The 19,987-nt window shown below is 69.5% G+C and carries 16 protein-coding genes; 6 read left to right on the top strand and 10 right to left on the bottom strand.

Features of this window, described 5'->3' with window-relative positions; genetic code table 11:
* Positions 1 to 8: 8 nt before the first annotated feature.
* The gene (locus ICG51_RS09965) at positions 9 to 728 is read right to left on the bottom strand and encodes a YebC/PmpR family DNA-binding transcriptional regulator (protein ID WP_190280219.1); all 720 of its coding nucleotides are present in this window, start codon (positions 726 to 728) and stop codon (positions 9 to 11) included.
* Between the two features lie 127 nt (positions 729 to 855).
* On the opposite strand from ICG51_RS09965, the gene ICG51_RS09960 reads away from it, so the two are divergent.
* Positions 856 to 1,995 (top strand): metallophosphoesterase, encoded by a 1,140-nt coding sequence (locus ICG51_RS09960; protein ID WP_190280218.1) that lies wholly within the window; start codon positions 856 to 858, stop codon positions 1,993 to 1,995.
* 22 nt (positions 1,996 to 2,017) lie between these two features.
* Here the strand turns inward: ICG51_RS09960 and ICG51_RS09955 are convergent, their stop codons facing one another.
* From ICG51_RS09955 to ICG51_RS09935, 5 genes are all read right to left on the bottom strand, one after another.
* Positions 2,018 to 2,542 carry a GNAT family N-acetyltransferase gene (locus ICG51_RS09955; protein WP_190280217.1) on the bottom strand — a complete coding sequence of 175 codons (525 nt, stop codon included), beginning with the start codon at positions 2,540 to 2,542 and terminating at the stop codon, positions 2,018 to 2,020.
* Positions 2,539 to 4,299, bottom strand: a complete 1,761-nt coding sequence (aspS, locus tag ICG51_RS09950) for an aspartate--tRNA ligase (RefSeq protein WP_190280216.1) — start codon at positions 4,297 to 4,299, stop codon at positions 2,539 to 2,541. The genes ICG51_RS09955 and aspS overlap by 4 nt, the downstream gene beginning before the upstream one ends.
* Positions 4,300 to 4,610: 311 nt before the next feature.
* A complete protein-coding gene (locus ICG51_RS09945) occupies positions 4,611 to 4,913 on the bottom strand; it encodes a zinc ribbon domain-containing protein (protein ID WP_190280215.1) in 303 nt (100 codons plus the stop codon).
* Between the two features lie 26 nt (positions 4,914 to 4,939).
* Positions 4,940 to 6,157 (bottom strand): cation:proton antiporter, encoded by a 1,218-nt coding sequence (locus ICG51_RS09940; RefSeq protein WP_190280214.1) that lies wholly within the window; start codon positions 6,155 to 6,157, stop codon positions 4,940 to 4,942.
* A 40-nt stretch (positions 6,158 to 6,197) separates the two neighbouring features.
* The gene (locus tag ICG51_RS09935) at positions 6,198 to 8,057 is read right to left on the bottom strand and encodes an ABC-F family ATP-binding cassette domain-containing protein (RefSeq protein ID WP_190280213.1); all 1,860 of its coding nucleotides are present in this window, start codon (positions 8,055 to 8,057) and stop codon (positions 6,198 to 6,200) included.
* A 144-nt stretch (positions 8,058 to 8,201) separates the two neighbouring features.
* Between ICG51_RS09935 and ICG51_RS09930 the strand changes: the two genes are divergently transcribed.
* Positions 8,202 to 10,580 (top strand): TonB-dependent receptor, encoded by a 2,379-nt coding sequence (locus tag ICG51_RS09930; RefSeq protein WP_190280212.1) that lies wholly within the window; start codon positions 8,202 to 8,204, stop codon positions 10,578 to 10,580.
* Between the two features lie 112 nt (positions 10,581 to 10,692).
* On the top strand, positions 10,693 to 12,384 hold the full coding sequence (ybaL, locus tag ICG51_RS09925; RefSeq protein ID WP_190280211.1) for a YbaL family putative K(+) efflux transporter: 1,692 nt from the start codon (positions 10,693 to 10,695) through the stop codon (positions 12,382 to 12,384).
* 57 nt (positions 12,385 to 12,441) lie between these two features.
* On the opposite strand, the gene clpB is transcribed toward ybaL, so the two are convergent.
* Positions 12,442 to 15,024 (bottom strand): ATP-dependent chaperone ClpB, encoded by a 2,583-nt coding sequence (gene clpB, locus ICG51_RS09920; protein ID WP_190280210.1) that lies wholly within the window; start codon positions 15,022 to 15,024, stop codon positions 12,442 to 12,444.
* Between the two features lie 136 nt (positions 15,025 to 15,160).
* Here clpB and ICG51_RS09915 point away from each other — a divergent pair, with 136 nt between their 5' ends.
* Positions 15,161 to 16,471 (top strand): M20/M25/M40 family metallo-hydrolase, encoded by a 1,311-nt coding sequence (locus tag ICG51_RS09915; RefSeq protein WP_190280209.1) that lies wholly within the window; start codon positions 15,161 to 15,163, stop codon positions 16,469 to 16,471.
* Entirely contained in the window at positions 16,468 to 16,755 is a 288-nt protein-coding gene (locus tag ICG51_RS09910) for a GIY-YIG nuclease family protein (protein WP_190280208.1), read from the top strand. The genes ICG51_RS09915 and ICG51_RS09910 overlap by 4 nt, the downstream gene beginning before the upstream one ends.
* Here the strand turns inward: ICG51_RS09910 and ICG51_RS09905 are convergent.
* The 3 genes from ICG51_RS09905 to rluD are packed head-to-tail and all read right to left on the bottom strand — an operon-like array spanning position 16,728 to position 18,978.
* A complete protein-coding gene (locus tag ICG51_RS09905) occupies positions 16,728 to 17,270 on the bottom strand; it encodes a DUF4166 domain-containing protein (RefSeq protein WP_223809427.1) in 543 nt (180 codons plus the stop codon). The genes ICG51_RS09910 and ICG51_RS09905 overlap by 28 nt on opposite strands.
* Positions 17,267 to 18,001: a peptidoglycan editing factor PgeF gene (gene pgeF / locus ICG51_RS09900; RefSeq protein WP_190280207.1), complete on the bottom strand. Its 735-nt coding sequence runs from the start codon at positions 17,999 to 18,001 to the stop codon at positions 17,267 to 17,269. The genes ICG51_RS09905 and pgeF overlap by 4 nt, the downstream gene beginning before the upstream one ends.
* Positions 17,998 to 18,978, bottom strand: coding sequence for a 23S rRNA pseudouridine(1911/1915/1917) synthase RluD (gene rluD, locus ICG51_RS09895; RefSeq protein WP_190280206.1), 981 nt, complete (start codon positions 18,976 to 18,978; stop codon positions 17,998 to 18,000). The genes pgeF and rluD overlap by 4 nt, the downstream gene beginning before the upstream one ends.
* A 105-nt stretch (positions 18,979 to 19,083) precedes the next feature.
* Here rluD and ICG51_RS09890 point away from each other — a divergent pair, with 105 nt between their 5' ends.
* The gene (locus ICG51_RS09890) at positions 19,084 to 19,923 is read left to right on the top strand and encodes an outer membrane protein assembly factor BamD (RefSeq protein WP_190280205.1); all 840 of its coding nucleotides are present in this window, start codon (positions 19,084 to 19,086) and stop codon (positions 19,921 to 19,923) included.
* The last annotated feature ends 64 nt before the right edge of the window (positions 19,924 to 19,987 follow it).

Raw genomic sequence — 19,987 nt, 5'->3', positions numbered from 1 at the left:
AGGCGGATTCAGCCGAGGCCGGCCGCGTTGGAATAGACGTCCTGCACATCGTCCATGTCTTCCAGCCAGCGGAGCAGCTTCTGCACCTGCTCCGCGGTTTCGCCCTCCACCGCGCTGTCGTTGTCGGCGCGCATGGTGACTTCGGCGAAGCCCGGCGCCAGCCCGGCCGCCTCCATCGCCGCCTTCACGCCCGCGAAGGCCTCGGGCGAGGTCAGCACGTCGATGGCGCCGTCTTCCGGGTACACCACCACGTCGTCGGCACCGGCTTCGATGGCGGCTTCGGTGATCGCGTCCTCGTTCGCGCCGGCGTCGTAGCTGAGCACGCCGACCTTGTGGAACATGAAGGACACCGAGCCCTCGGTGCCGAGGTTGCCGCCGAACTTGCCGAAGGCGTGGCGGACGTCTGCCACGGTGCGCACGCGGTTGTCGGTCAGGCAATCGACGATCACCGCCACCCCGCCCGCGCCGTAACCCTCGTAGCGGATCTCCTCGTAAACCACACCTTCCAGCTCGCCGGTGGCCTTCTTGATGGCGCGCTCGATCACGTCCTTGGTCATGTTGACCGCCAGACCCTTGTCGATCGCCGAGCGCAGCCGCGGATTGCTGTGCGGGTCGCCGCCTCCGGCGCGTGCCGCCACCGAAATCTCGCGGATCACCTTGGTGAAGATCTTGCCGCGCTGCGCGTCCTGCGCGTTCTTGCGGGCTTCGATGGAGGGGCCACGTCCCATGACAATATCCGGCCGGAAATGCGAAGCGGCGGATTATACGGCGGCTGGTCCGACTGCGCGCTCGAATCTCAGGCGCCGCTTAACGTCGCCCGTCGTACCGTGCCGCACACCCCAAGCCTGAATCCGCATGGCCAACCGTTACCGCATCCTCCTCGCCACCCTGTGCCGCGGCCTGCTGCTGGGCTGCCTGGCGGCGGCGACCACCGCCTGCGCTGCCAGCGGGCCGGCGCCCACGGCTGCCGCAGGGGACGGGCCGTACATATTCCATGCGCCGGGCAACCGCCTGGATGCCCTGTGGGTGTGCAGGGGCAAGGTGGTGCGCAGCAGCCTGCCCGCGCGCGACGGCGCGCTGATCCGGCCGCGCTGCGGCTATCCGCATGCACTGGCGATCCCGGCGCGCATCGCTGGCGGCGCAACGCCGCTGCCGGCCGGCGCCCGCATCATCGCGGTCTCCGACATCCACGGCCAGTACGGGCTGCTGGTGCGGCTGCTGCGCGCCAACGGCGTGATCGACGGCCAGGACCGCTGGGGCGCCGGGCGCGACCACCTGGTGGTGGCCGGCGACGTGTTCGATCGCGGCGAGGACGTGACCGAAACGCTGTGGCTGCTGTTCCAGCTGCAGCAGCAGGCACGCGCCGCCGGCGGCGCCGTGCATTTCCTGCTGGGCAACCACGAAACGATGGCGCTGTACGGCAGCACCCATTACGTGCACCCGGCGCTGATCGACAATGCCCGCCGGCTGGGTCGCAAGTACGACGCCCTGTACGCCGCCGACTCGGTGCTCGGGCAGTGGTTGCGCACGCGGCCGGTACTGCTGCGACTGGGCGACACGCTGTTCGTGCACGGCGGCATTTCGCCGGCCAACCTGGAACTCGCGGTCGCCGCGGCCGCGACCAATGCGGCCTACCAGCACAGCCTCGGCACCCCACGCAAGCAGGTCGAGGCCGATCCCGCGCTCGCGCCGCTGTACGACCACAAGACCAGCCCGATCTGGTACCGCGGCTATTTCGACGGCCAGCTGGACACGCCCGCGGTGCGGGCGCTGGCAGCGAAGCTGGGCGTTGCGCGGATCGTCGTCGGCCACACCACGGTCGGCGAAGTGGCCAGCTTCCACGACGGCCGGGTGATCGCCATCGACGGCGGCCTCAAGCGCGGCACCAGCGGGCAACTGCTGTTCATCGAGGGCGACCGGCTCAGCCGCGGCCTGCTGGACGGCCGCCGCGAGGCGCTGCCGGCGCTGCAGGAAGTCCCGCGCGACCACGACTGAACTGGGCCGGCAGGCGGTTCACTCAGGCCTGTGCCGGGCGCCGGTACATGAACTCGCGGTCGCGCTGCGCGCCCACGATGAATTCGTATTCGCCGGCGAAGGCGAAGCCGTAGCGCGCGTAGAAGCGCTGCGCACCGGAGTTCTCCGACCACACCGACAGCCACAGCGTGCGCGGGCCGTCCCGCAGCAGCCAGGCCATCGCCGCGTCCATCAGCGCGCGGCCGGTGCCGGCGTTCTGGATGCCCGCACGGACGTACAGGCGCTTCAGCTCGCCGTCCTCCGGCCGCACATCGGCATGCGGCAACCCGCACGGGCCGGCCTGCGCATAGCCGATGGCGCGGCCCGCATCGTCTTCGGCGATCCACAGCGCGTAGCGCGGATCCGCCAGGGTCTTGGCATACGCTCCGACGCCGTGGCTTTCGTCGAGGAACGCCTGCAGGTCTTCGGGCGTGTACAGATGCCCGAAAGTCTCCACGAAGGTCGCCGCGCCCAGCTCCGCCAGCGCGGCGGCATCGGCAGGCGCGGCGCGGCGGATCGTGGCGCTCACGCCTGCGGCCGCACCTGCACGTGCACTTCGGCCAGCTGCGCGTCCGCGATCGGCGACGGCGCATCGGTCATCAGGCACTGCGCGCCGGTGGTCTTGGGGAAGGCGATGACGTCGCGGATCGACTCGGTGCCGGCCATCAGCGCGGCGATGCGGTCGATGCCGAAGGCGATGCCGCCGTGCGGCGGCGCGCCGTACTTCAGCGCGTCCAGCAGGAAGCCGAACTTGGCGCGCTGCTCGTCGGCGCCGATCCCCAGCAGGTCGAACACCGCCGCCTGCATCTGCGGGCGATGGATGCGGATCGAACCGCCGCCGATCTCGTTGCCGTTGAGCACCATGTCGTAGCCGCGCGACACCGCGGTCTTCGCATTCGCGCGCAGGTCGTCGATGGAATCCACCGCCGGCGCGGTGAAGGGGTGGTGCAAGGCCACGTAGCGGTTTTCCTCGGCGTCCCACTCGAACATCGGGAAGTCGGTCACCCACAGCGGCGCCCAGCCGTCGGCGACAAGATTGAAATCCTTGCCCGCCTTCAGCCGCACCGCGCCCATAAAGTCGCTGACCTTGTTGTACGCGCCGGCACCGAAGAACACGATGTCGCCGTTGCCGGCGCCGACGTGCTTGAGCAGCGCGGCGAACGCGCCTTCCGCGAAGAACTTGGCGACCGGCGAATTGACCGCGCCGGCGTCGTCGATCTTGGCGTAGGCCAAGCCCTTGGCGCCGTACTTGGCGGCGTGGGCGGCGTACTCGTCGATCTGCTTGCGCGACAGCGACGCGCCGCCGGGGATGCGCAGCGCGGCGACGCGGCCGTCGGCATCGTTGGCGGCGGCGCTGAACACTGCGAACTCGCAATTCTTCACAAGATCAGCCACATCGACCAGTTCCAGCGCGATGCGCAGATCGGGCTTGTCAGAGCCAAAGCGGCGCATCGCTTCCGCCCAGGTCATGCGCGGGAACTGCGCGTCGAGTTCGACGCCGACCACCTCGCGGAACACATGGCGGACCATGTCCTCGGTCAGGTCCTGCACGTCGCGCTCGGACACCCACGCGAACTCCATGTCGAGCTGGGTGAACTCCAGCTGGCGGTCGGCGCGCAGCGCTTCGTCGCGGAAGCAGCGGGCGATCTGGTAGTAGCGGTCGAAGCCCGCCATCATCAGGATCTGCTTGAACAGCTGCGGGCTCTGCGGCAGCGCGTAGAACTCGCCGGGATGCATGCGCGCCGGCACCAGGAAGTCGCGCGCGCCTTCCGGCGTGGCCTTGGTCAGGATCGGCGTTTCGATGTCCTGGAAGCCGCGCGCGTCGAGGTAGTGGCGCAGCGCCGACACCAGCTTGGTGCGGGTGCGCAGCTTGCGCTGCATGTCCGGGCTGCGCAGGTCCAGGTAGCGGTACTTCAGGCGGATGTCCTCGCCCGGGTTCTCGTGGTGGTGGAACGGCAGCGGCTCGGCCTTGTTCAGTAGCTCGATCGTCTCGGCCACCACTTCGACCTGACCGGTCCGGATCTTGTCGTTCACCGACTGGCGGCGGCGCACGGTGCCGCTGATGCGCAGGCAGTCCTCGTAGCCCACCGCAGCGGCGGCCGCCAGCATCGCGGCGTTGCCGACGGCATCGGCCGGCTCGGCGACGACCTGCACGATGCCTTCGTGGTCGCGCAGGTCGATGAAGACGATCTGGCCCATGTTGCGGGCGACGTCGGCCCAGCCGCAGAGGGTGACGGTCTGGCCGATCAACGCATCGTCGATCAGGCCGCAGAAATGGGTACGCATGGAAGCTCCGGGGGGACGCAGGGGCGCGCGGGCGTGGCGCCGGCGCGAGCCGGGCATTTTAGCCGATGCGTGGGAGCAGAAAGGCGCGGCTAAGCGGGCGGGGCAGGGACGGCATCGCAAGTCGCTCCCCGTTACTCGCTTGGTTGCGATGCCGCCCCTGCCCCGCTGGCGAGATCCTGGCGGCTTCGGGGGGGCGAGCCCTGAACGTCCGTCCCTTCGCGCAGGAATGCCCGTCACTCCTGCGCAAGCGGGAGTCCAGCTTTTCGTTTCAAGCCGCCTGCGCGGACATGACGGCGCCAGAGCGACGCGCGTTATGCGCCGCTGGCGGGCTTGCTGTCCGCCCCAGCCTTGGCCGCTTCCGGCTTCGCCTCGGGCTTGCTCTCCGCCGGCTTGGCGGCATCGCCGGCAAGGTTGCGCTTCTTGTCGCCGTCTTTCTTGAAATCGGTCTCGTACCAGCCGCCGCCAGCCAGGCGGAACTGCGGCGCGGTCAGCTGGCGGTGCACCCGCCCCTCCGCGCCGCAGGACGGGCAGGCGGATGGATCGGCATCGGACAGCTTCTGCAGCCTGTCGAAACAATGGCCACAGGCGGCACAGGCGAAGGCGTAGATCGGCATGGACGTCGAACCTCGGAACCCGGGAATCAGGCCCCTTGGGTGGGGATGGCCGGCGGGTTTTCAAGCGGCACGGGCTGCGGGGCCGGCAGTGCCGGCAGATCGCCGGTGGAGACCTGCGCAAGATCGAAGGGCACCCGCAGCAGCAAAGAGGGGAGCAGGGTGTTGAGCGTCGTGTAGAGCACCAGCGCGCCGGCCCAGGTGCCGGACAGCCCGAAGCGGCTGTACAGGATCTCGGCCAGCACCAGGGTGAACACCAGCGTGGGGGTGAGCGCGACGGCCACGCGGAACGTACTGCGCTGGTGTTCGCGGCGGAACAGCACGCGGCGCTGCAGCCACACCATTCCCACCCGCAGCGGCACCACCACCGCGGTCAGCAGCAGGCCCAGCCCCAGCGCCTCCAGGCTCAGGGCATCGCGGGCGATCTGGGTGCCGGCATGGAAGAAATAGAACGGCACGAAGAACGTGGCGAACAGGCGCAGCGCGCGGATGTTCTCGTCCGAGGCCATGCGCGGCATCCGGTCGCGCAGCAGGCGCGCAACCAGGCCCGCGATGAAGGCGCCGACCAGGTAATACACGCCCAGCGCGTAGGTGATGTACGCGGCCACCACGCCCACCATCACCAACAGCGAGAACTCGGAACCCGGCGCATGCGGCACGATCCAGCGCCCGAACGCCATGTACAGCAGCGGCAGGCCCACCAGCAGGCCCACCATCGCCAGCGAGGACATGCCAAGCTGCACCGGATCGCCGGCCTGCAGCACCACGAACAGCGCCGCCAGCGCCAGCAGTTCGCCGGCGATCGCCTTGCTGGTCACCCAGAAGCGCTCCTCCTCGTCCAGTCCCAACCGCTCCAGCGTGTCGAGGATGAAACCCGTGGACGGCGTGAGCAGGGCAAGCGCCAGCAGTCCCGCGGCCTGCCAGCCCAGCCCGGCATAGCGCCAGGCCAGCCAGCCCAGCAGCACCAGGGTGCCGACGCGCAGGGCGAGGTGGGCCACCAGCGGCCACAGCCCGCGGCGCAAGGCGTGCAGGTCGACCTCCAGCCCGGCGAACAGGAACAGCGAGGAGATCCCGAGGGTCGACAGCAGCACCACCACCGGGTCGTGCGTGCGGTCGCCCAGCCACAGCATGGCAACCAGGCCGAACAGCAGGCAGGTGATCGGGGCCGGCACACGGAAGCGCTGCAGCGCGCGCGGGATCACCAGCAGGGCGAAGATCAGCAGCAGGTAGGTCAATTCACGGCTCATCGCCGCAGCCTACCCGACCGACCGACGCCGCGGACAGGCGTCAGGCCTCGTACAGCGCCAGCAGTTCGGCCTCCGCGGTTTCCAGCTCCGCGCGCAGCTGCAGCTGGGTGCGGCCCAGGTCGGCCACCTTGCCGGCATCGGCATAGACCGCAGGATCGGTCAGCTGCGCCTCGCACTCTGCCAGCTTGCCTTCCAGCCGCGCCACCCGCTCTTCGGCCTTCTGCAGCTTGTGCGGGTTGATCTTGGGCTTGGCCGGCGCGGGCGCCGGCGCCGGCTTGGCGACCACCGGCTCGGCCTTCGGCGCCGGGGTCTTGGGATTGTCGCTGCCGGGCCGCGAGCGCAGCCACGCGGCGTATTCGTCGAGGTCGCCGTCGAACGGCTCGACCCTGCCGCCGGCCACGCGCCAGAAGCTGTCGCAGACCAGGCCGATCAGGTGGCGGTCGTGGCTGACCATCACGATGGCACCATCGAAATCCGACAGCGCCTCGGCCAGCGCCTCGCGCATGTCGAGGTCGAGGTGGTTGGTGGGCTCGTCCAGCAGCAGCACGTTGGGCCGGCGGTAGGCGATCAGCGCCAGCGCCAGCCGCGCCTTCTCGCCGCCGCTGAAGGTGTCGATCACTTCGAAGGCGCGGTCGCCGGGAAAATTCCACCGCCCCAGGAAGTCGCGCAGCACCTGGTTGGGCGCGTCCGCATCCAGCTTGCGCAGGTGGTCCAGCGGCGTGGTACCGGACACCAGCGACTCCACTGTGTGCTGGGCGAAATAGCCGATGCGCAGGTCCGGGTGCGCCTTGCGCTCGCCGGACATCGGCGCCAGCTCGCCCACCAGCGTCTTCACCAGCGTCGACTTGCCGGCGCCGTTGGGGCCGAGCAGGCCGATGCGATCGCCGGCTTCGAGGCCGAAGTTCGCATTCGTCAGGATCTTCGCCCCCGCGCCGTAACCGCAATCGGCATCGTGCAGCGACAGCAGGGAATTGGGCAGCTTCAGCGGTTCGGGCAGGGTGATGTGCAGCGCGCGCTCGGCGCGCACCGCCTCGGTGCCGGCCAGCTTGGCCAGCCGCTTGACCCGCGACTGCGCCTGCTTCGCCTTGCTGGCCTTCGCCTTGAATCGATCGATGAAGCTCTGCAGGTGGGCGCGCTCGGCCTGCTCCTTCTCGTGCGCGATCTGCTGCTGGCGCAGGTGCTCGGCGCGCTGGCGCTCGAAATCGGTGTAGTTGCCGACGTACAGCTTCGCGGTGCCGTCGTGCAGGTGCAGGATGTGGGTGGTGACGTTATCGAGGAACTCGCGGTCGTGGCTGATGACCAGCAACGTGCCGTCGTAGCGCTTCAACCACTCTTCCAGCCAGACCACGGCGTCGAGGTCGAGGTGGTTGGTGGGTTCGTCCAGCAGCAGCAGGTCCGACGGCGTCATCAGCGCGCGCGCCACGTTCAGGCGCACGCGCCAGCCGCCGGAGAAATCGGACACCGGCTTCTCGTGCGTCTCCGCCGGGAAGCCGAGCCCATGCAGCAGCTTGCCGGCGCGGGCGGTGCCGTCGTAGCCGTTCACTTCCTCCAGCCGATGGTGGGCCTCGGCCACCGCCTCCCAATCCTCGGCGGCGAAGGCGTTGGCTTCCATCTGGATGGCCGCGTGCACGGCCTCGTCGCCGGACAGCACGAAGTCGATGGCCGGGTCCGGCAGGTGCGGGGTTTCCTGCGCCACCGAGGCCACGCGGGCCTTGCCGGGCAGGTCGAGGTCGCCCCTGTCGGGCTCGACCTCGCGCATGAGTGCGGCGAACAGGCTGGACTTGCCGGCGCCGTTGCGGCCAACCACGCCCACGCGCCAGCCGGCGTGCAGGGTCAGGTCGACGTTGGACAGGAGCAGGCGTTCGCCGCGCCGGAGGGCGAAATTGCGGAAGGAAATCATGGGGCGGCGAGTCTACGGGAAAGCCGGCGCGCGAACCGCCCCGGAAAACAACGTACGTTACTGCATATCTGCATGCATGGGATGTGTTTGCAGCCCGGTTAAACGGGTGTTAAACAATGCGGGAACCCCCTGATGGAGTTGGTCATGCCCCGCATCACCCCGCTCGCCCTGGCCCTGTCCTCGTTGCTGGCCGCCACCCCGGCGCTGGCGCAGCAGGCCGACAAGGAAGCCCGCACCCTCGACACCCTGATCGTCACCGGCACCCGCGTGGCCGACCGCACCGTGGCCGAGTCGCAGTCGCCCATCGACATCCTGACCCCGGAAACGCTGGAGGCCACCGGCACCACCGAGCTGGCCACCGCGCTGGCGCGCGCCCTGCCCTCGCTGAACTTCCCGCGCCCCGGCATGGCCGACGGCACCAGCGGCGTGCGCCCTGCGCAGTTGCGCGGGCTCTCGCCGGACCAGGTGCTGATCCTGGTGAACGGCAAGCGTCGCCACATCTCGGCGCTGGTGAACGTGAACGGCACCATCGGCCGCGGCTCGTCGGCGGTGGACCTGAACACCATCCCGGTGGCCGCCATCGAGCGCGTGGAGGTGCTGCGCGACGGCGCGTCCGCGCAGTACGGCTCGGACGCCATCGGCGGCGTGGTCAACATCGTGCTCAAGGGCTCCGGCGACGGCGGCAGCATCGCCCTCGGCGGCGGCCAGTATTCCGAAGGCGACGGCAAGCAATGGCAGCTCTCGGGCGATACCGGCCTGACCCTGAGCGGCGACGCCGGCACCATCCACGTGGCGGCACAGGCCGGCCACCAGGACATGACCAACCGTGCCGGTCCCTATCAGGGCAGCGCACCGAACACCGGCAACTTCCCTAACGTCGGCCAGACGGCATTCAAGCTGGGCGACCCCGACGTCGACCAGTCGGCGCTCTCGCTGAACGCCAATCTGAAGATCGGCGAGAACAACCTGTATCTCAGCGCGATGTCCAGCGCGCGCGACATCACCTCGTTCGCGTTCTACCGCTCGAAGAACCACAGCGGCCAAGGCGCCCTGCTGGCGCAGGTCTACCCGAACGGCTACGTCCCGGAGATCAACCAGGACGCGCGCGACCGCAGCGTGGTGGTGGGCCTGAAGGGCGTGAGCGCTAGCGGCTGGAACTGGGACCTGAGCTACAACCTTGGCGACAGCCGGCTGGACTTCCGCACCCAGAACACCATCAACTACGCCCTCGGCGCCACCAGCCCGCGCAGCTTCTACGATGGCGCACTGCAGTACACCCAGCAGGTGGTGAACGCGGACTTCTCCAAGGCCGTGAACATCGGCCTGGAATATCCGGCCACGTTCTCGGTGGGCGCCGAGCACCGGCAGGAAACCTGGGAGCAGACCGCGGGCGAAGCGGATTCCTACTTCGGCTCGGGCGCGCAGGGCTTCGGCGGATTCACCCCGCGCAACGCAGGCAACTACGAGCGCCACAACTACGCGGTCTACGCGGGCCTTGAAGGCGACTTCACCGAGAAGTTCTCCGCGGGCCTGGCCGGGCGCTACGAGGACTATTCCGACTTCGGTGACCAGTTCTCCGGCAAGCTGTCGGCACGCTACGCGTTCACCGAGACGGCCGCCCTGCGCGGCACCGTCGCCACCGGCTTCCGCGCGCCTTCGCTGGCGCAGCAGCACTACCAGGCCGTCACCACCAACATCACCAGCGGCGTCGCCTACGAGACCGGCACCTTCCCCGCAGCTGGCGCGGCGGCGCAGGCGCTGGGCGCGGACCCGCTGCAGGCGGAAACCTCGCTGTCCTACAGCCTGGGCCTGGTGCTGCAGCCGGCCGAACGCATCTACCTGACGATCGACGCCTACCGGATCGAGATCGACGACCGCATCGTCCTGTCCTCCAACCTCAACATCGCCAACAACGCGGCGGCCCAGGCGCTGCTGGCCGGGCTCGGCATCACCAACGTCACCAGCGCGCGCTACTTCAACAACGCCATCGACACCCGCACACGCGGCGTGGACGTGGTCGGCACCTGGAACGTGCCGCTGGAGGCGAGCAGCCTGAACCTGACCGCTAGCTACAACTACAACAAGACCGACGTGACCCGGATCGCGCCGAACCCGGCGGCGCTGTCGGCGCTTGGCGCCAACCTGGAACGCATGGGCCGCGACGAGCGCGGACGCATCGAGGAGGGCTCGCCGCGCGACAAGTTCGCGCTGACCGCCGGCTGGAACCTGCAGCGCTGGGACTTCAATGCCGGCGCGACCCGCTACGGTGAAGTGACCGCCCGCCACGCCACCAACCCGGCGCAGGACCAGACCTACGGCGGCAAGTGGACGCTGGACCTGTCGGTGAACTTCCGCCCGAACCAGCACTGGGTGGCGACACTGGGGGCGGACAACGCACTGGACGAATACCCGGACCGGAACACCTACGCCAACTCCACCTTCGGCATGTTCCCGTACAGCCTGTACTCGCCGTTCGGCTTCAACGGCCGCTACGTGTACGGCAAGGTCGCCTTCAAATGGTGAACTGAACCCGCGTTCATTTTCCGCCACGACGCCCCGGATTTCCGGGGCGTTTTTGTCTCCGGACCGCCCCCGGGCCGTGCGATCATCGGGACATCGCCCCCTCGGAGCCCCCATGCAGCATCACACCTCGCTCATCGCCATGCTTGTGTTCGGTTTCGTGCTCGCCTTCGGGCTAGGCGCACTGGCCAACCGTCTGCGGCTGTCGCCGCTGGTCGGCTACCTGCTGGCGGGGGTGTTGGCCGGGCCGTTCACGCCCGGCTTCGTGGGTGATGCAGAGCTGGCGCCGCAGCTGGCGGAGATCGGCGTGATCCTGCTGATGTTCGGGGTGGGCCTGCACTTCTCGCTGCGCGACCTGATGTCGGTGAAGAACATCGCCATCCCCGGCGCGGTGGGACAGATCGCGATGGCCACACTGCTGGGCTGGGGCCTGGCCAAACTGATGGGTTGGAGCCATGTCCAGGGCCTGATCTTCGGCTTCTCGCTGGCCACCGCCAGCACCGTGGTGCTGCTGCGGGCGATGGAGGAACGACGCCTGCTGGATACCCGCCGCGGCAAGATCGCGGTGGGCTGGCTGATCGTGGAAGACCTGGCCTGCGTGATCGCGCTGGTGTTGATCCCGGCGCTGGCCGGCGCACTGGGTGGTGGCGAGGAAGTCGGCGCCAGCGACATCATCAAGGCGCTGGCGATCACCTTCGGCAAGGTCGCAGCCTTCGTCGCGTTCATGCTGATCGTGGGCCGCCGCGCGATCCCGTGGGTGCTGGAGCGGATCGCCGGTACCGGCTCGCGCGAGCTGTTCACGCTGGCGGTGCTGTCGATCGCGATGGGCGTGGCGTTCGGCTCGGCGGAACTGTTCGGGGTCAGCTTCGCGCTGGGTGCGTTCTTCGCCGGCATGCTGCTCAACGAGTCCGAGTTCAGCCACCAGGCCGCGCAGGACTCGCTGCCGATGCGCGACGCCTTCGCGGTGCTGTTCTTCGTGTCGGTGGGCATGCTGTTCGACCCCCGCATCCTGGTCGAGCATCCGCTACAGGTGCTGGCGACCACCCTGATCATCGTGTTCGGCAAGTCGATCGCCGCCTACGCCATCGTGCGCGCGTTCGGGCATCCCAATGCCACCGCGCTGACCATTTCCACCAGTCTGGCGCAGATCGGCGAGTTCGCCTTCATCATCGCCGGGCTGGGCCTGTCGCTGAAGATCCTTCCGAAGGACGGCCACGACCTGGTGCTGGCGGGCGCGCTGATCACCATCATGCTCAACCCGCTGCTGTTCATGGTGCTGGACCGCTGGCAGCTGCGGGAGGACGCGCGCGTCCTCGCCAACACGCCGCCGGAGCCGGACGTGGTGCCGCTGGACATCGGTGGCCACGCGATCGTGGTCGGCTACGGCCGCGTCGGCAGCCAGCTGGCCCAGCTGCTCAAGGAGCGCGGCGTCCCGGTGGTGGTGGTGGAGGACGATGCCGACCGCGTGGTGCAGGCGCGCGCCAGCGGCTTCCCCACCGTCCGTGGCAACGTCGCCAACCGGCGGGTGATGCAGGAAGCGGCGCCCGAGCGCGCCAACCTGGCGATCTTCGCGATGCCGCAGGCGCTCGAGGCCGGCGAGGCCATCGAACGGTTGAAGGCGCTCAATCCCGCACTGAGCGTGCTCGCCCGGGCCCACAGCGAAGCCCAGGTCAAGCACCTGCTGGAACACGGCGCAGATGCGGCAGTGCTGGCGGAGCGCGAGCTGGCCTATTCGCTGACTGAAATGGTGATGGCCACGCCGCCCTACCGGGCGCTGCGGGCGACGACGGTGCCCGCAGCCGGCTAGAGTCCGGCCAGCGCCACCCAAACGAGAACCCCGCCGCTGCCGGCGGGGTTTCGCGGCTTACTTGACGAACACCAGCTTCCCGCCGTCGGCGTCCACGCGGACGGTGTCGCCGCTGCCGAACGCGCCCGACAGGATCTGCTGGGCCAGCGGGTTTTCCAGCTGCTGCTGGATCGCGCGCTTGAGCGGACGGGCGCCGTACACCGGGTCGAAGCCGACGTTGCCCAGCAGGTCGAACGCCTTGTCGGTCAGTTCGATGCGGATGCCGCGCTCCGCCAGCCGCTTCTCCAGGCCCTTCAGCTGGATCCGCGCGATGGCCTTGATCTGCGCCTTGTCCAGCGCGTGGAAGACCACGATGTCGTCGAGGCGGTTGATGAATTCCGGCCGGAAGTGCGCCTGCACCACGCCCATCACCGCGGCCTTCATCTGGGTATAGGCCTCCGGCGAATCGTCGCCATCCAGCGCCTGGATCTGGTGCGAGCCGAGGTTGGAGGTCATCACGATCACGGTGTTGCGGAAGTCCACCGTGCGGCCCTGGCCGTCGGTCAGGCGACCGTCGTCCAGCACCTGCAGCAGGATGTTGAACACGTCCGGATGTGCCTTCTCCACCTCGTCCAGCAGGATCACGCTGTACGGGCGGCGGCGCACCGCCTCCGTCAGGTAGCCGCCCTCCTCGTAGCCCACGTAGCCCGGAGGCGCGCCGACCAGCCGGCTCACCGCGTGCTTCTCCATGAACTCGCTCATGTCGATGCGGACCATCGCGTCGCTGCTGTCGAACAGGAACTCGGCCAGCGCCTTGCACAGTTCGGTCTTGCCGACGCCAGTGGGGCCCAGGAACAGGAACGAGCCGGACGGCCGGTTGGGATCGGACAGGCCGGCGCGCGAGCGGCGCACCGCATCGGACACCACCTTGATGGCCTCCTCCTGTCCCACCACGCGGGCGTGCAGCTGCGCCTCCATCTGCAGCAGCTTCTCTCGCTCGCCCTCCAGCATTTTGCTGACCGGAATGCCGGTCCAGCGCGCCACCACCTGTGCGATCTCCTCGGCGGTGACCTTGTCCTGCAGGAGGGTGAAGCCCTTGGTCTCGGCTTCCTGCGCGGCGGCCAGCTGCTTTTCCAGTTCGGGGATGCGGCCGTACTGGATCTCGCTCATCGCCGCGAAATCCTGCTTGCGCTGCGCAGCCTCCAGTTCCAGGCGCGCGGCCTCGATCTGCTCCTTGATCTTCGTCGCGCCCTGCAAGGTCGCCTTTTCGGCCTTCCACACTTCCTCGAGGTCGCTGTACTCGCGCTCCAGCGCGTCGATCTCGGTCTGTAGGTCGGCCAGGCGCTGCCTGGACTCGGCGTCCTTCTCCTTCTTCAGCGCCTCGCGCTGGATCTTCAGCTGGATCAGCCGGCGCTCCTTGCGATCCATCTCCTCCGGCTTGGAGTCGATCTCCATGCGGATGCGCGAGGCCGCCTCGTCCATCAGGTCGATGGCCTTGTCCGGCAGCTGGCGGTCGGCGATGTAGCGGTTCGACAACGTGGCCGCGGCGACGATGGCCGGGTCGGTGATCTCCACGCCGTGGTGCACGGCATAGCGCTCCTTCAGGCCGCGCAGGATGGCGATGGTGTCTTCCACCGACGGCTCGCCCACGAACACCTTCTGGAAGCGGCGCTCCAGCGCGGCGTCCTTCTCCACGTACTTGCGGTACTCGTCCAGCGTGGTCGCGCCGATGCAGTGCAGTTCACCCCGCGCGAGAGCGGGCTTGAGCATGTTGCCGGCGTCCATCGAGCCTTCGGCCTTGCCGGCGCCGACCATGGTGTGCAGCTCGTCGATGAACAGGATGATCTGGCCCTCGTTCTTCGACAGGTCGTTGAGCACCGCCTTCAGGCGCTCCTCGAACTCGCCGCGGAACTTGGCGCCGGCGATCAGCGCACCCATGTCCAGCGACAGCAGGCGCTTGCCGCGCAGGCCTTCCGGCACTTCGCCATTGACGATGCGCTGGGCCAGGCCTTCCACGATCGCGGTCTTGCCCACGCCGGGTTCGCCGATCAGCACCGGGTTGTTCTTGGTGCGCCGCTGCAGCACCTGGATGGTGCGGCGGATCTCCTCGTCGCGCCCCACCACCGGATCGAGCTTGCCGCTCTCCGCGCGGGCGGTCATGTCGATGGTGTACTTCTCCAGCGCCTGGCGCGCGTCTTCCGCATTCTCGTCGGTCACTTTCTCGCCCCCCCGCAGCTTGTCGATGGCCGCTTCCAGCTTCGCCTTGTTGGCGCCGGCGGCCTTCAGCGCCTTGCCGGCCTCGCCGGACTCCTCCAGTGCCGCCAGCAGGAACAGCTCGCTGGCGATGTAGGCATCGCCGCGCTGCTGGGCCAGCTTGTCGGTCACGTTGAGCAGGCGGACCAGATCGTTGCCGGCCTGCACGTTGCCGGCCTGGCCGGTGACCTTGGGCAGTCGATCCAGCGCCTCGGCCAGGCGCTCGCGCAGCACCGGCACGTTGACGCCGGCCTGCGCCAGCAGCGGCCGGGTGCCGCCGCCCTGCTGGTCCAGCAGCGCCAGCAGCAGGTGGACGGGTTCGATGATGGTGTGGTCGCGGCCGACGGCCAGCGACTGGGCGTCGCTGATCGCCTGCTGGAAACGCGACGTGAGCTTGTCCATTCGCATGACGGGATCCTGTGAGTCGGGGCCGGCGCGGCCCAATGTCCTCCACATGCGGCTGCCGCGCCGTGATTCAAGTCAAATCGCATCACTCGTTGAGACTGGGTTATGGTCGCCGCTTTCCCTGCTGGAATCCTGCCCGATGTCCCGTACCCGCGCCCTGGCCTTCGGCCTGCTGCTCGCACTGTCCGCCGCTCCCTGTGCCGGGGCGACGCCCCCGTCCGGCGAGCAACGCCTGCGCGCCTCGATCGAGGCCGACCAGCCGCACGCGGTGGCGCTGCTCGAGCGGCTGGTCAACCAGAATTCGGGCACGCTCAACCTGCCCGGCGTGAAGGCCGCGGGTGACATGGTCCGCGCCGAGCTGGAGCCGCTGGGCTTCGACGTGCAATGGATCGACATGCGCGCGACCGGGCGCGCGGGCCACCTCGTCGCGACCCATACGGGCAACGGGCGCGGCAAGCGCATCCTGCTGATCGGCCACCTGGACACCGTGTTCGAGCCGGACTCGCCGTTCCAGCGCTTCGCCCGCAACGGCGATACCGCCACCGGCCCCGGCATCGGCGACGACAAGGGCGGCGTGGTGATCATCGTCGCCGCGCTGCGCGCCATGCATGCCGCCGGCACGCTGCGCGACGCCGACATCAAGGTGGTGCTGACCGGCGACGAGGAGTCCGCCGGTACGCCGCTGGAGGCGGCACGCGCCGATCTCGTCGCGGCCGGCAAATGGGCCGACGTGGCGCTGGAATACGAGGGCCTGATCGTCGATGGCGGCCGCGACCACGCGACCATCGCGCGGCGCGGCGTGGCCGACTGGGAGCTCACCGCCACCGGCCTGACCGGCCATTCCAGCGGCGTGTTCGGCGACGCGCTCGGCTACGGTGCGAACTACGAACTGGCGCGCATCCTCGACGGATTCCGGCGCGAGCTCCCCGAGCCCAACCTCACCCTCAATGTCGGCCTCATGGTCGGCGGGACGCCGGCGGCGCTCGCGCCGGACGGCGCCCGCGGCAGCGCCGCAGGCAAGACCAACATCGTGGCGGAACGCGCGGTCGCGGTGGGCGACCTGCGGGCGCTCACGCCGGAGCAGGAAGCACGCGCACGCGCGCGGATGCAGGCGATCGTGGCGCAGCACCTGCCGAAGACGGGCGCGACGCTGGTGTTCGCGGACGCCTATCCGCCGATGGCGCCCACCGCCGGAAATCGCGCGCTGCTCGCCCTGCTCAACCAGGTCAACACCGATCTCGGCCTGCCGGTGATGGGTGAGTGGGACCCGGCCAAGCGCGGCGCCGCCGACTCCAGCTTCGTCGCCGCCGACGTGGACGTGCTTGCCGGGATGGGCGCAGCCGGGTCGCGCGCGCACGCCGAGGGCGAGACGGTCGACCTGGCAAGCATCCAGCGGCAGGCGTTGCGCAGCGCGGTGCTGATGGGGCGGCTGGCGCGCACGCCGCGATGACCGCGGGCTGGCACCTGTACCTGCTGCGCTGCCGTGACGGCAGCCTGTACGCCGGCATCGCCACCGACGTCGAACGCCGGTTCCGCCAGCACGCGGCCGGCAAGGGCGCGAAGTACACCCGCGCGCACCCGCCCGACTGCGTGCTCGCTAGCCGCGCCTATCCCGACCGTGGCAGTGCGCTGCGTGCGGAATGGGCGCTCAAGCAGCTGCCGCGCGAGCGCAAGCTGGCGTGGCTGCTGGACGGCGCCGACGCCGCTCAGGCCGGCGCCAGCCAGCCTTCGTAACGCACCACCAGTCCGACCAGCGGCAGCCGCGCCTCGATCAGGAACTCGTAGCGGCCGTCGTGCTCACGCTCGCGGCAACGCACGCCATCGAACCAGCCTGCGGGCAGCGGCAGCAGGCCGAACAGGCGCACCCCGGCCACCTGCCACCACAGCGCCTGGTTGCCAGGATGCAGGTGGTAGCGGAACTGCAGCGGCCCCAACCGTTCCCGCAGCAGGCCGCCCTTGCACCCAAGCCGCGTCTGCATGCGCGTGCCAGCGAAATCACGACACCAGGTCTCGCGTTTCGCGTCGGCGGTGAACTCGACGGCCAGCGGCACGTCCCGCATCGCCTTCGGCAGCCCGGCGATGCGCGCGCACAGCCTGGCCAGCGGGTTGCGGCCGCGCTCGACGCTGGCGATGCCGGCATAGCGCGTGGTCCCGCGCACCGCGTGCAGTCGGCGCACTGCTTCGGGCAGGGTGTAAAAGGCCGCGCCCAGTGCCTGCTGGAACAGCGTCGCCGCCGGTGCGACGGTCAAGGCGTGATCCAGGCCAGGGTGGCGATGCGGCCGCTGCGGCCATCGCGACGATGCGAGAAGAATCGGGACGGATCGGAGATGGTGCACAGACCGCCGCCGTGGACGTCGGTCATGCCGGCATCCAGCAGGCGCTGCCGCGCCAGCATGTACAGGTCCACCCGCCAGTGGCCGGGGCGGGTGGGCACGAAGGCCATCCGCGCGCGTCCGTCGCGGGCGGTGAAGGCCTCGAAGACCTCTGTGCCGATTTCATACGCCTGCGGCCCGGCCGCCGGGCCGAGCCAGGCCACCAGCTGGTCGGGCGGCGTGCGCATCGCCCCCACCGTGGACTCCAGCACGCCGGTGCACAGGCCACGCCAGCCGGCGTGGGCAGCGGCGATTTCGCCGCCATCCTTGGCCGCCAGCACGACCGGCAGGCAGTCGGCGGTGAGGATGGCAAGCACGGTGCCCGGCGTGGCAGTCACCGCCGCATCGGCCTCGGGCTCGTCGTCCCCGGGCTCGACGGCGACCGCCATGCCATGCACCTGGCGCAGCCAGCGTGGCGGGGACGGCAGCGCCAGCGCGGCTTCGAGCTGGCGGCGGTTTTCCGCCACCACCATGACCTCATCGCCACAGCGCGAGCCGAGGTTGAAGGTATCGAACGGCGACTGTGATCCGCCCAGCCCGTGCCGCAGCGTGGTCAGCGCCCGCACGCCGGGCGGCGCCGGCCAGTCGGCCGGGAGGAACGCGGTCATCGCCGCGTACGCTCGGCTTCGACGTGCGCGGCGGCGTCCTCGCGCAGCACCCGCATCAGCTCGCGCATGTCTTCCGGCACCGGCGCCTCGCAGCGCACCGCTTCGCCACTGACCGGATGCGTGAACTCCAGCACCTCGGCATGCAGCGCCTGCCGCCGGAAGCCGCGCAGGACGGCGATCAGCTCCTCCGAAGCGCCCTTCGGCAACCGCAGCGATCCGCCGTACAGCGGATCGCCGAGGATCGGGTGCTTCAGATGCGCCATGTGCACGCGGATCTGATGGGTGCGACCGGTTTCCAGCCGGCACTCCAGCGCGGTATGGGCGCGGAAGCGTTCGCGCAGGCGGTAGTGGGTCACCGCATCCTTGCCATCCTCGCGCACGGCCATGCGCAGGCGGTCGCGCGGGTGGCGGTCGATCGCCGCATTGACGGTGCCGCCCGACACCAGCGCGCCCACCACCACCGCGAGGTATTGCCGGTGCACCTCGCGCGCGGACAGCTGCGCCACCAGCGAGGTATGTGCCGGCAGGGTGCGGGCCACCACCATCACGCCGCTGGTGTCCTTGTCCAGGCGGTGGACGATGCCGGCGCGCGGCAGCTTGTCGAGGCCAGGATCACGGTGCAGCAGCGCGTTCACCAGGGTGCCGGCGGGATTGCCCGCGCCGGGATGCACCACCAGCCCCGCGGGCTTGTCGATCACGAAGACGTGCTCGTCCTCGTACAGCACGCTCAGCGGAATGTCCTCGGCCACCGCATGGGTCTGCACGTCCTCGACCACGGTCAGGGCGATGGTCTCGCCACCACGCACCGGGTCGCGCGGTCGCGCGGGCGCGCCGTCCACGGCAAGGTCGCCGGACTTGATCCAGGCCGACAGCCGCGAGCGGGAATATTCGGGAAACAGTTCGGCCACGACCGCGTCGAGCCGGCGGCCGGCGCAGTGGTCGGGAACAAGGGCGGTGCGGGGTCCGGTCGGGTGCATGAAGATTCCGTTAGCCGCCGGCAGGGGCGGGAAGCGCCCGGCCTTGATCGTCGCCGGGGGCTGCTATTATCCAGCCTTCATGCCCCCGGCGCCCGTTCGATGCCCATGATCCAGCGTTCCGTCCTGTTGCGCCCCGCCCTTGTGCTTGCGCTCGTCGTCGCCGCCAGCGGCTGCTCGGGCATCAAGACGATGTTCAAGGACAAGAACAAGAACGAGGGCCTGCCGGTGGGCGAGCTCTACGACCGCGCCCACGAGAACATGCAGATGGGCCGCTGGGCCAATGCCAGCGAGGTCTTCGGCCGGCTGATCGCGCAGTATCCGTACGGCCCGTTCACCGAGCAGGCGCTGATGGAGCAGGCCTACGCCCAGTACAAGGCCGGCAAGCACGAGGACGCGATCTCCACCATCGACCGCTTCATCCGCACCTACCCGACCCACAGGAACATCGCTTACCTGTACTACCTGCGCGGCCTGTCCAACATGGCGCGCAACACGGTCTTCATGGCACGCGCGTTCAACCTCGACACCAGCACCCGCGACCTGGCCGCGCCGCAGCAGGCCTACGCGGACTTCAATACCGTCGCCACCCGCTACCCCAACAGTGCCTATGCCGGCGATGCCCGCCAGCGCATGGTGTTCCTGCGCAACGAGTTCGCCCGCTTCGAGCTGAACACCGGCCTGTACTACCTGCGCCGCGGCGCCTGGGTTTCTGCCGCCGACCGCGCGACCTACCTGCTGGAAACCTACCCGCAAAGCGAATACCAGAACGACGCGGTGGCGCTGCTGGGCGAAGCCTATACGCGGCTGGGCAATACCGTTTTGGCCGCCGACGCCAAGCGCGTGCTGGAGCAGAATGATCCGCAGCACCCATGGCTGGCCGGCCACTGGCCGAAGGACCCGAACATGCTCAAGCGCCTGAACCCGTTCACCGGCGAATCGCGCTGAGCCAGCGGCAACGCAGGCTGCAAATGGACAGGCCGGCTTTCGCCGGCCTGTTGCGTCATGGGTG

It is taken from the genome of Thermomonas sp. XSG (assembly GCF_014678725.1).
In the GTDB taxonomy this organism is placed as follows: Bacteria; Pseudomonadota; Gammaproteobacteria; order Xanthomonadales; family Xanthomonadaceae; genus Thermomonas.
This window is presented reverse-complemented; position numbering and strand designations above follow the sequence as displayed.

Coding starts and splice junctions, on each gene's coding strand:
- ybaL (WP_190280211.1), top strand. CDS start 10,693: ATGCAGCATCACACCTCGCTCATCGCCATGCTTGTGTTCGGTTTCGTG.
- pgeF (WP_190280207.1), bottom strand. CDS start 18,001: ATGACCGCGTTCCTCCCGGCCGACTGGCCGGCGCCGCCCGGCGTGCGG.
- ICG51_RS09935 (WP_190280213.1), bottom strand. CDS start 8,057: ATGATTTCCTTCCGCAATTTCGCCCTCCGGCGCGGCGAACGCCTGCTC.
- clpB (WP_190280210.1), bottom strand. CDS start 15,024: ATGCGAATGGACAAGCTCACGTCGCGTTTCCAGCAGGCGATCAGCGAC.
- ICG51_RS09940 (WP_190280214.1), bottom strand. CDS start 6,157: ATGAGCCGTGAATTGACCTACCTGCTGCTGATCTTCGCCCTGCTGGTG.
- ICG51_RS09945 (WP_190280215.1), bottom strand. CDS start 4,913: ATGCCGATCTACGCCTTCGCCTGTGCCGCCTGTGGCCATTGTTTCGAC.
- aspS (WP_190280216.1), bottom strand. CDS start 4,299: ATGCGTACCCATTTCTGCGGCCTGATCGACGATGCGTTGATCGGCCAG.
- rluD (WP_190280206.1), bottom strand. CDS start 18,978: ATGCACCCGACCGGACCCCGCACCGCCCTTGTTCCCGACCACTGCGCC.
- ICG51_RS09960 (WP_190280218.1), top strand. CDS start 856: ATGGCCAACCGTTACCGCATCCTCCTCGCCACCCTGTGCCGCGGCCTG.
- ICG51_RS09915 (WP_190280209.1), top strand. CDS start 15,161: ATGTCCCGTACCCGCGCCCTGGCCTTCGGCCTGCTGCTCGCACTGTCC.
- ICG51_RS09890 (WP_190280205.1), top strand. CDS start 19,084: ATGATCCAGCGTTCCGTCCTGTTGCGCCCCGCCCTTGTGCTTGCGCTC.
- ICG51_RS09965 (WP_190280219.1), bottom strand. CDS start 728: ATGGGACGTGGCCCCTCCATCGAAGCCCGCAAGAACGCGCAGGACGCG.
- ICG51_RS09930 (WP_190280212.1), top strand. CDS start 8,202: ATGCCCCGCATCACCCCGCTCGCCCTGGCCCTGTCCTCGTTGCTGGCC.
- ICG51_RS09910 (WP_190280208.1), top strand. CDS start 16,468: ATGACCGCGGGCTGGCACCTGTACCTGCTGCGCTGCCGTGACGGCAGC.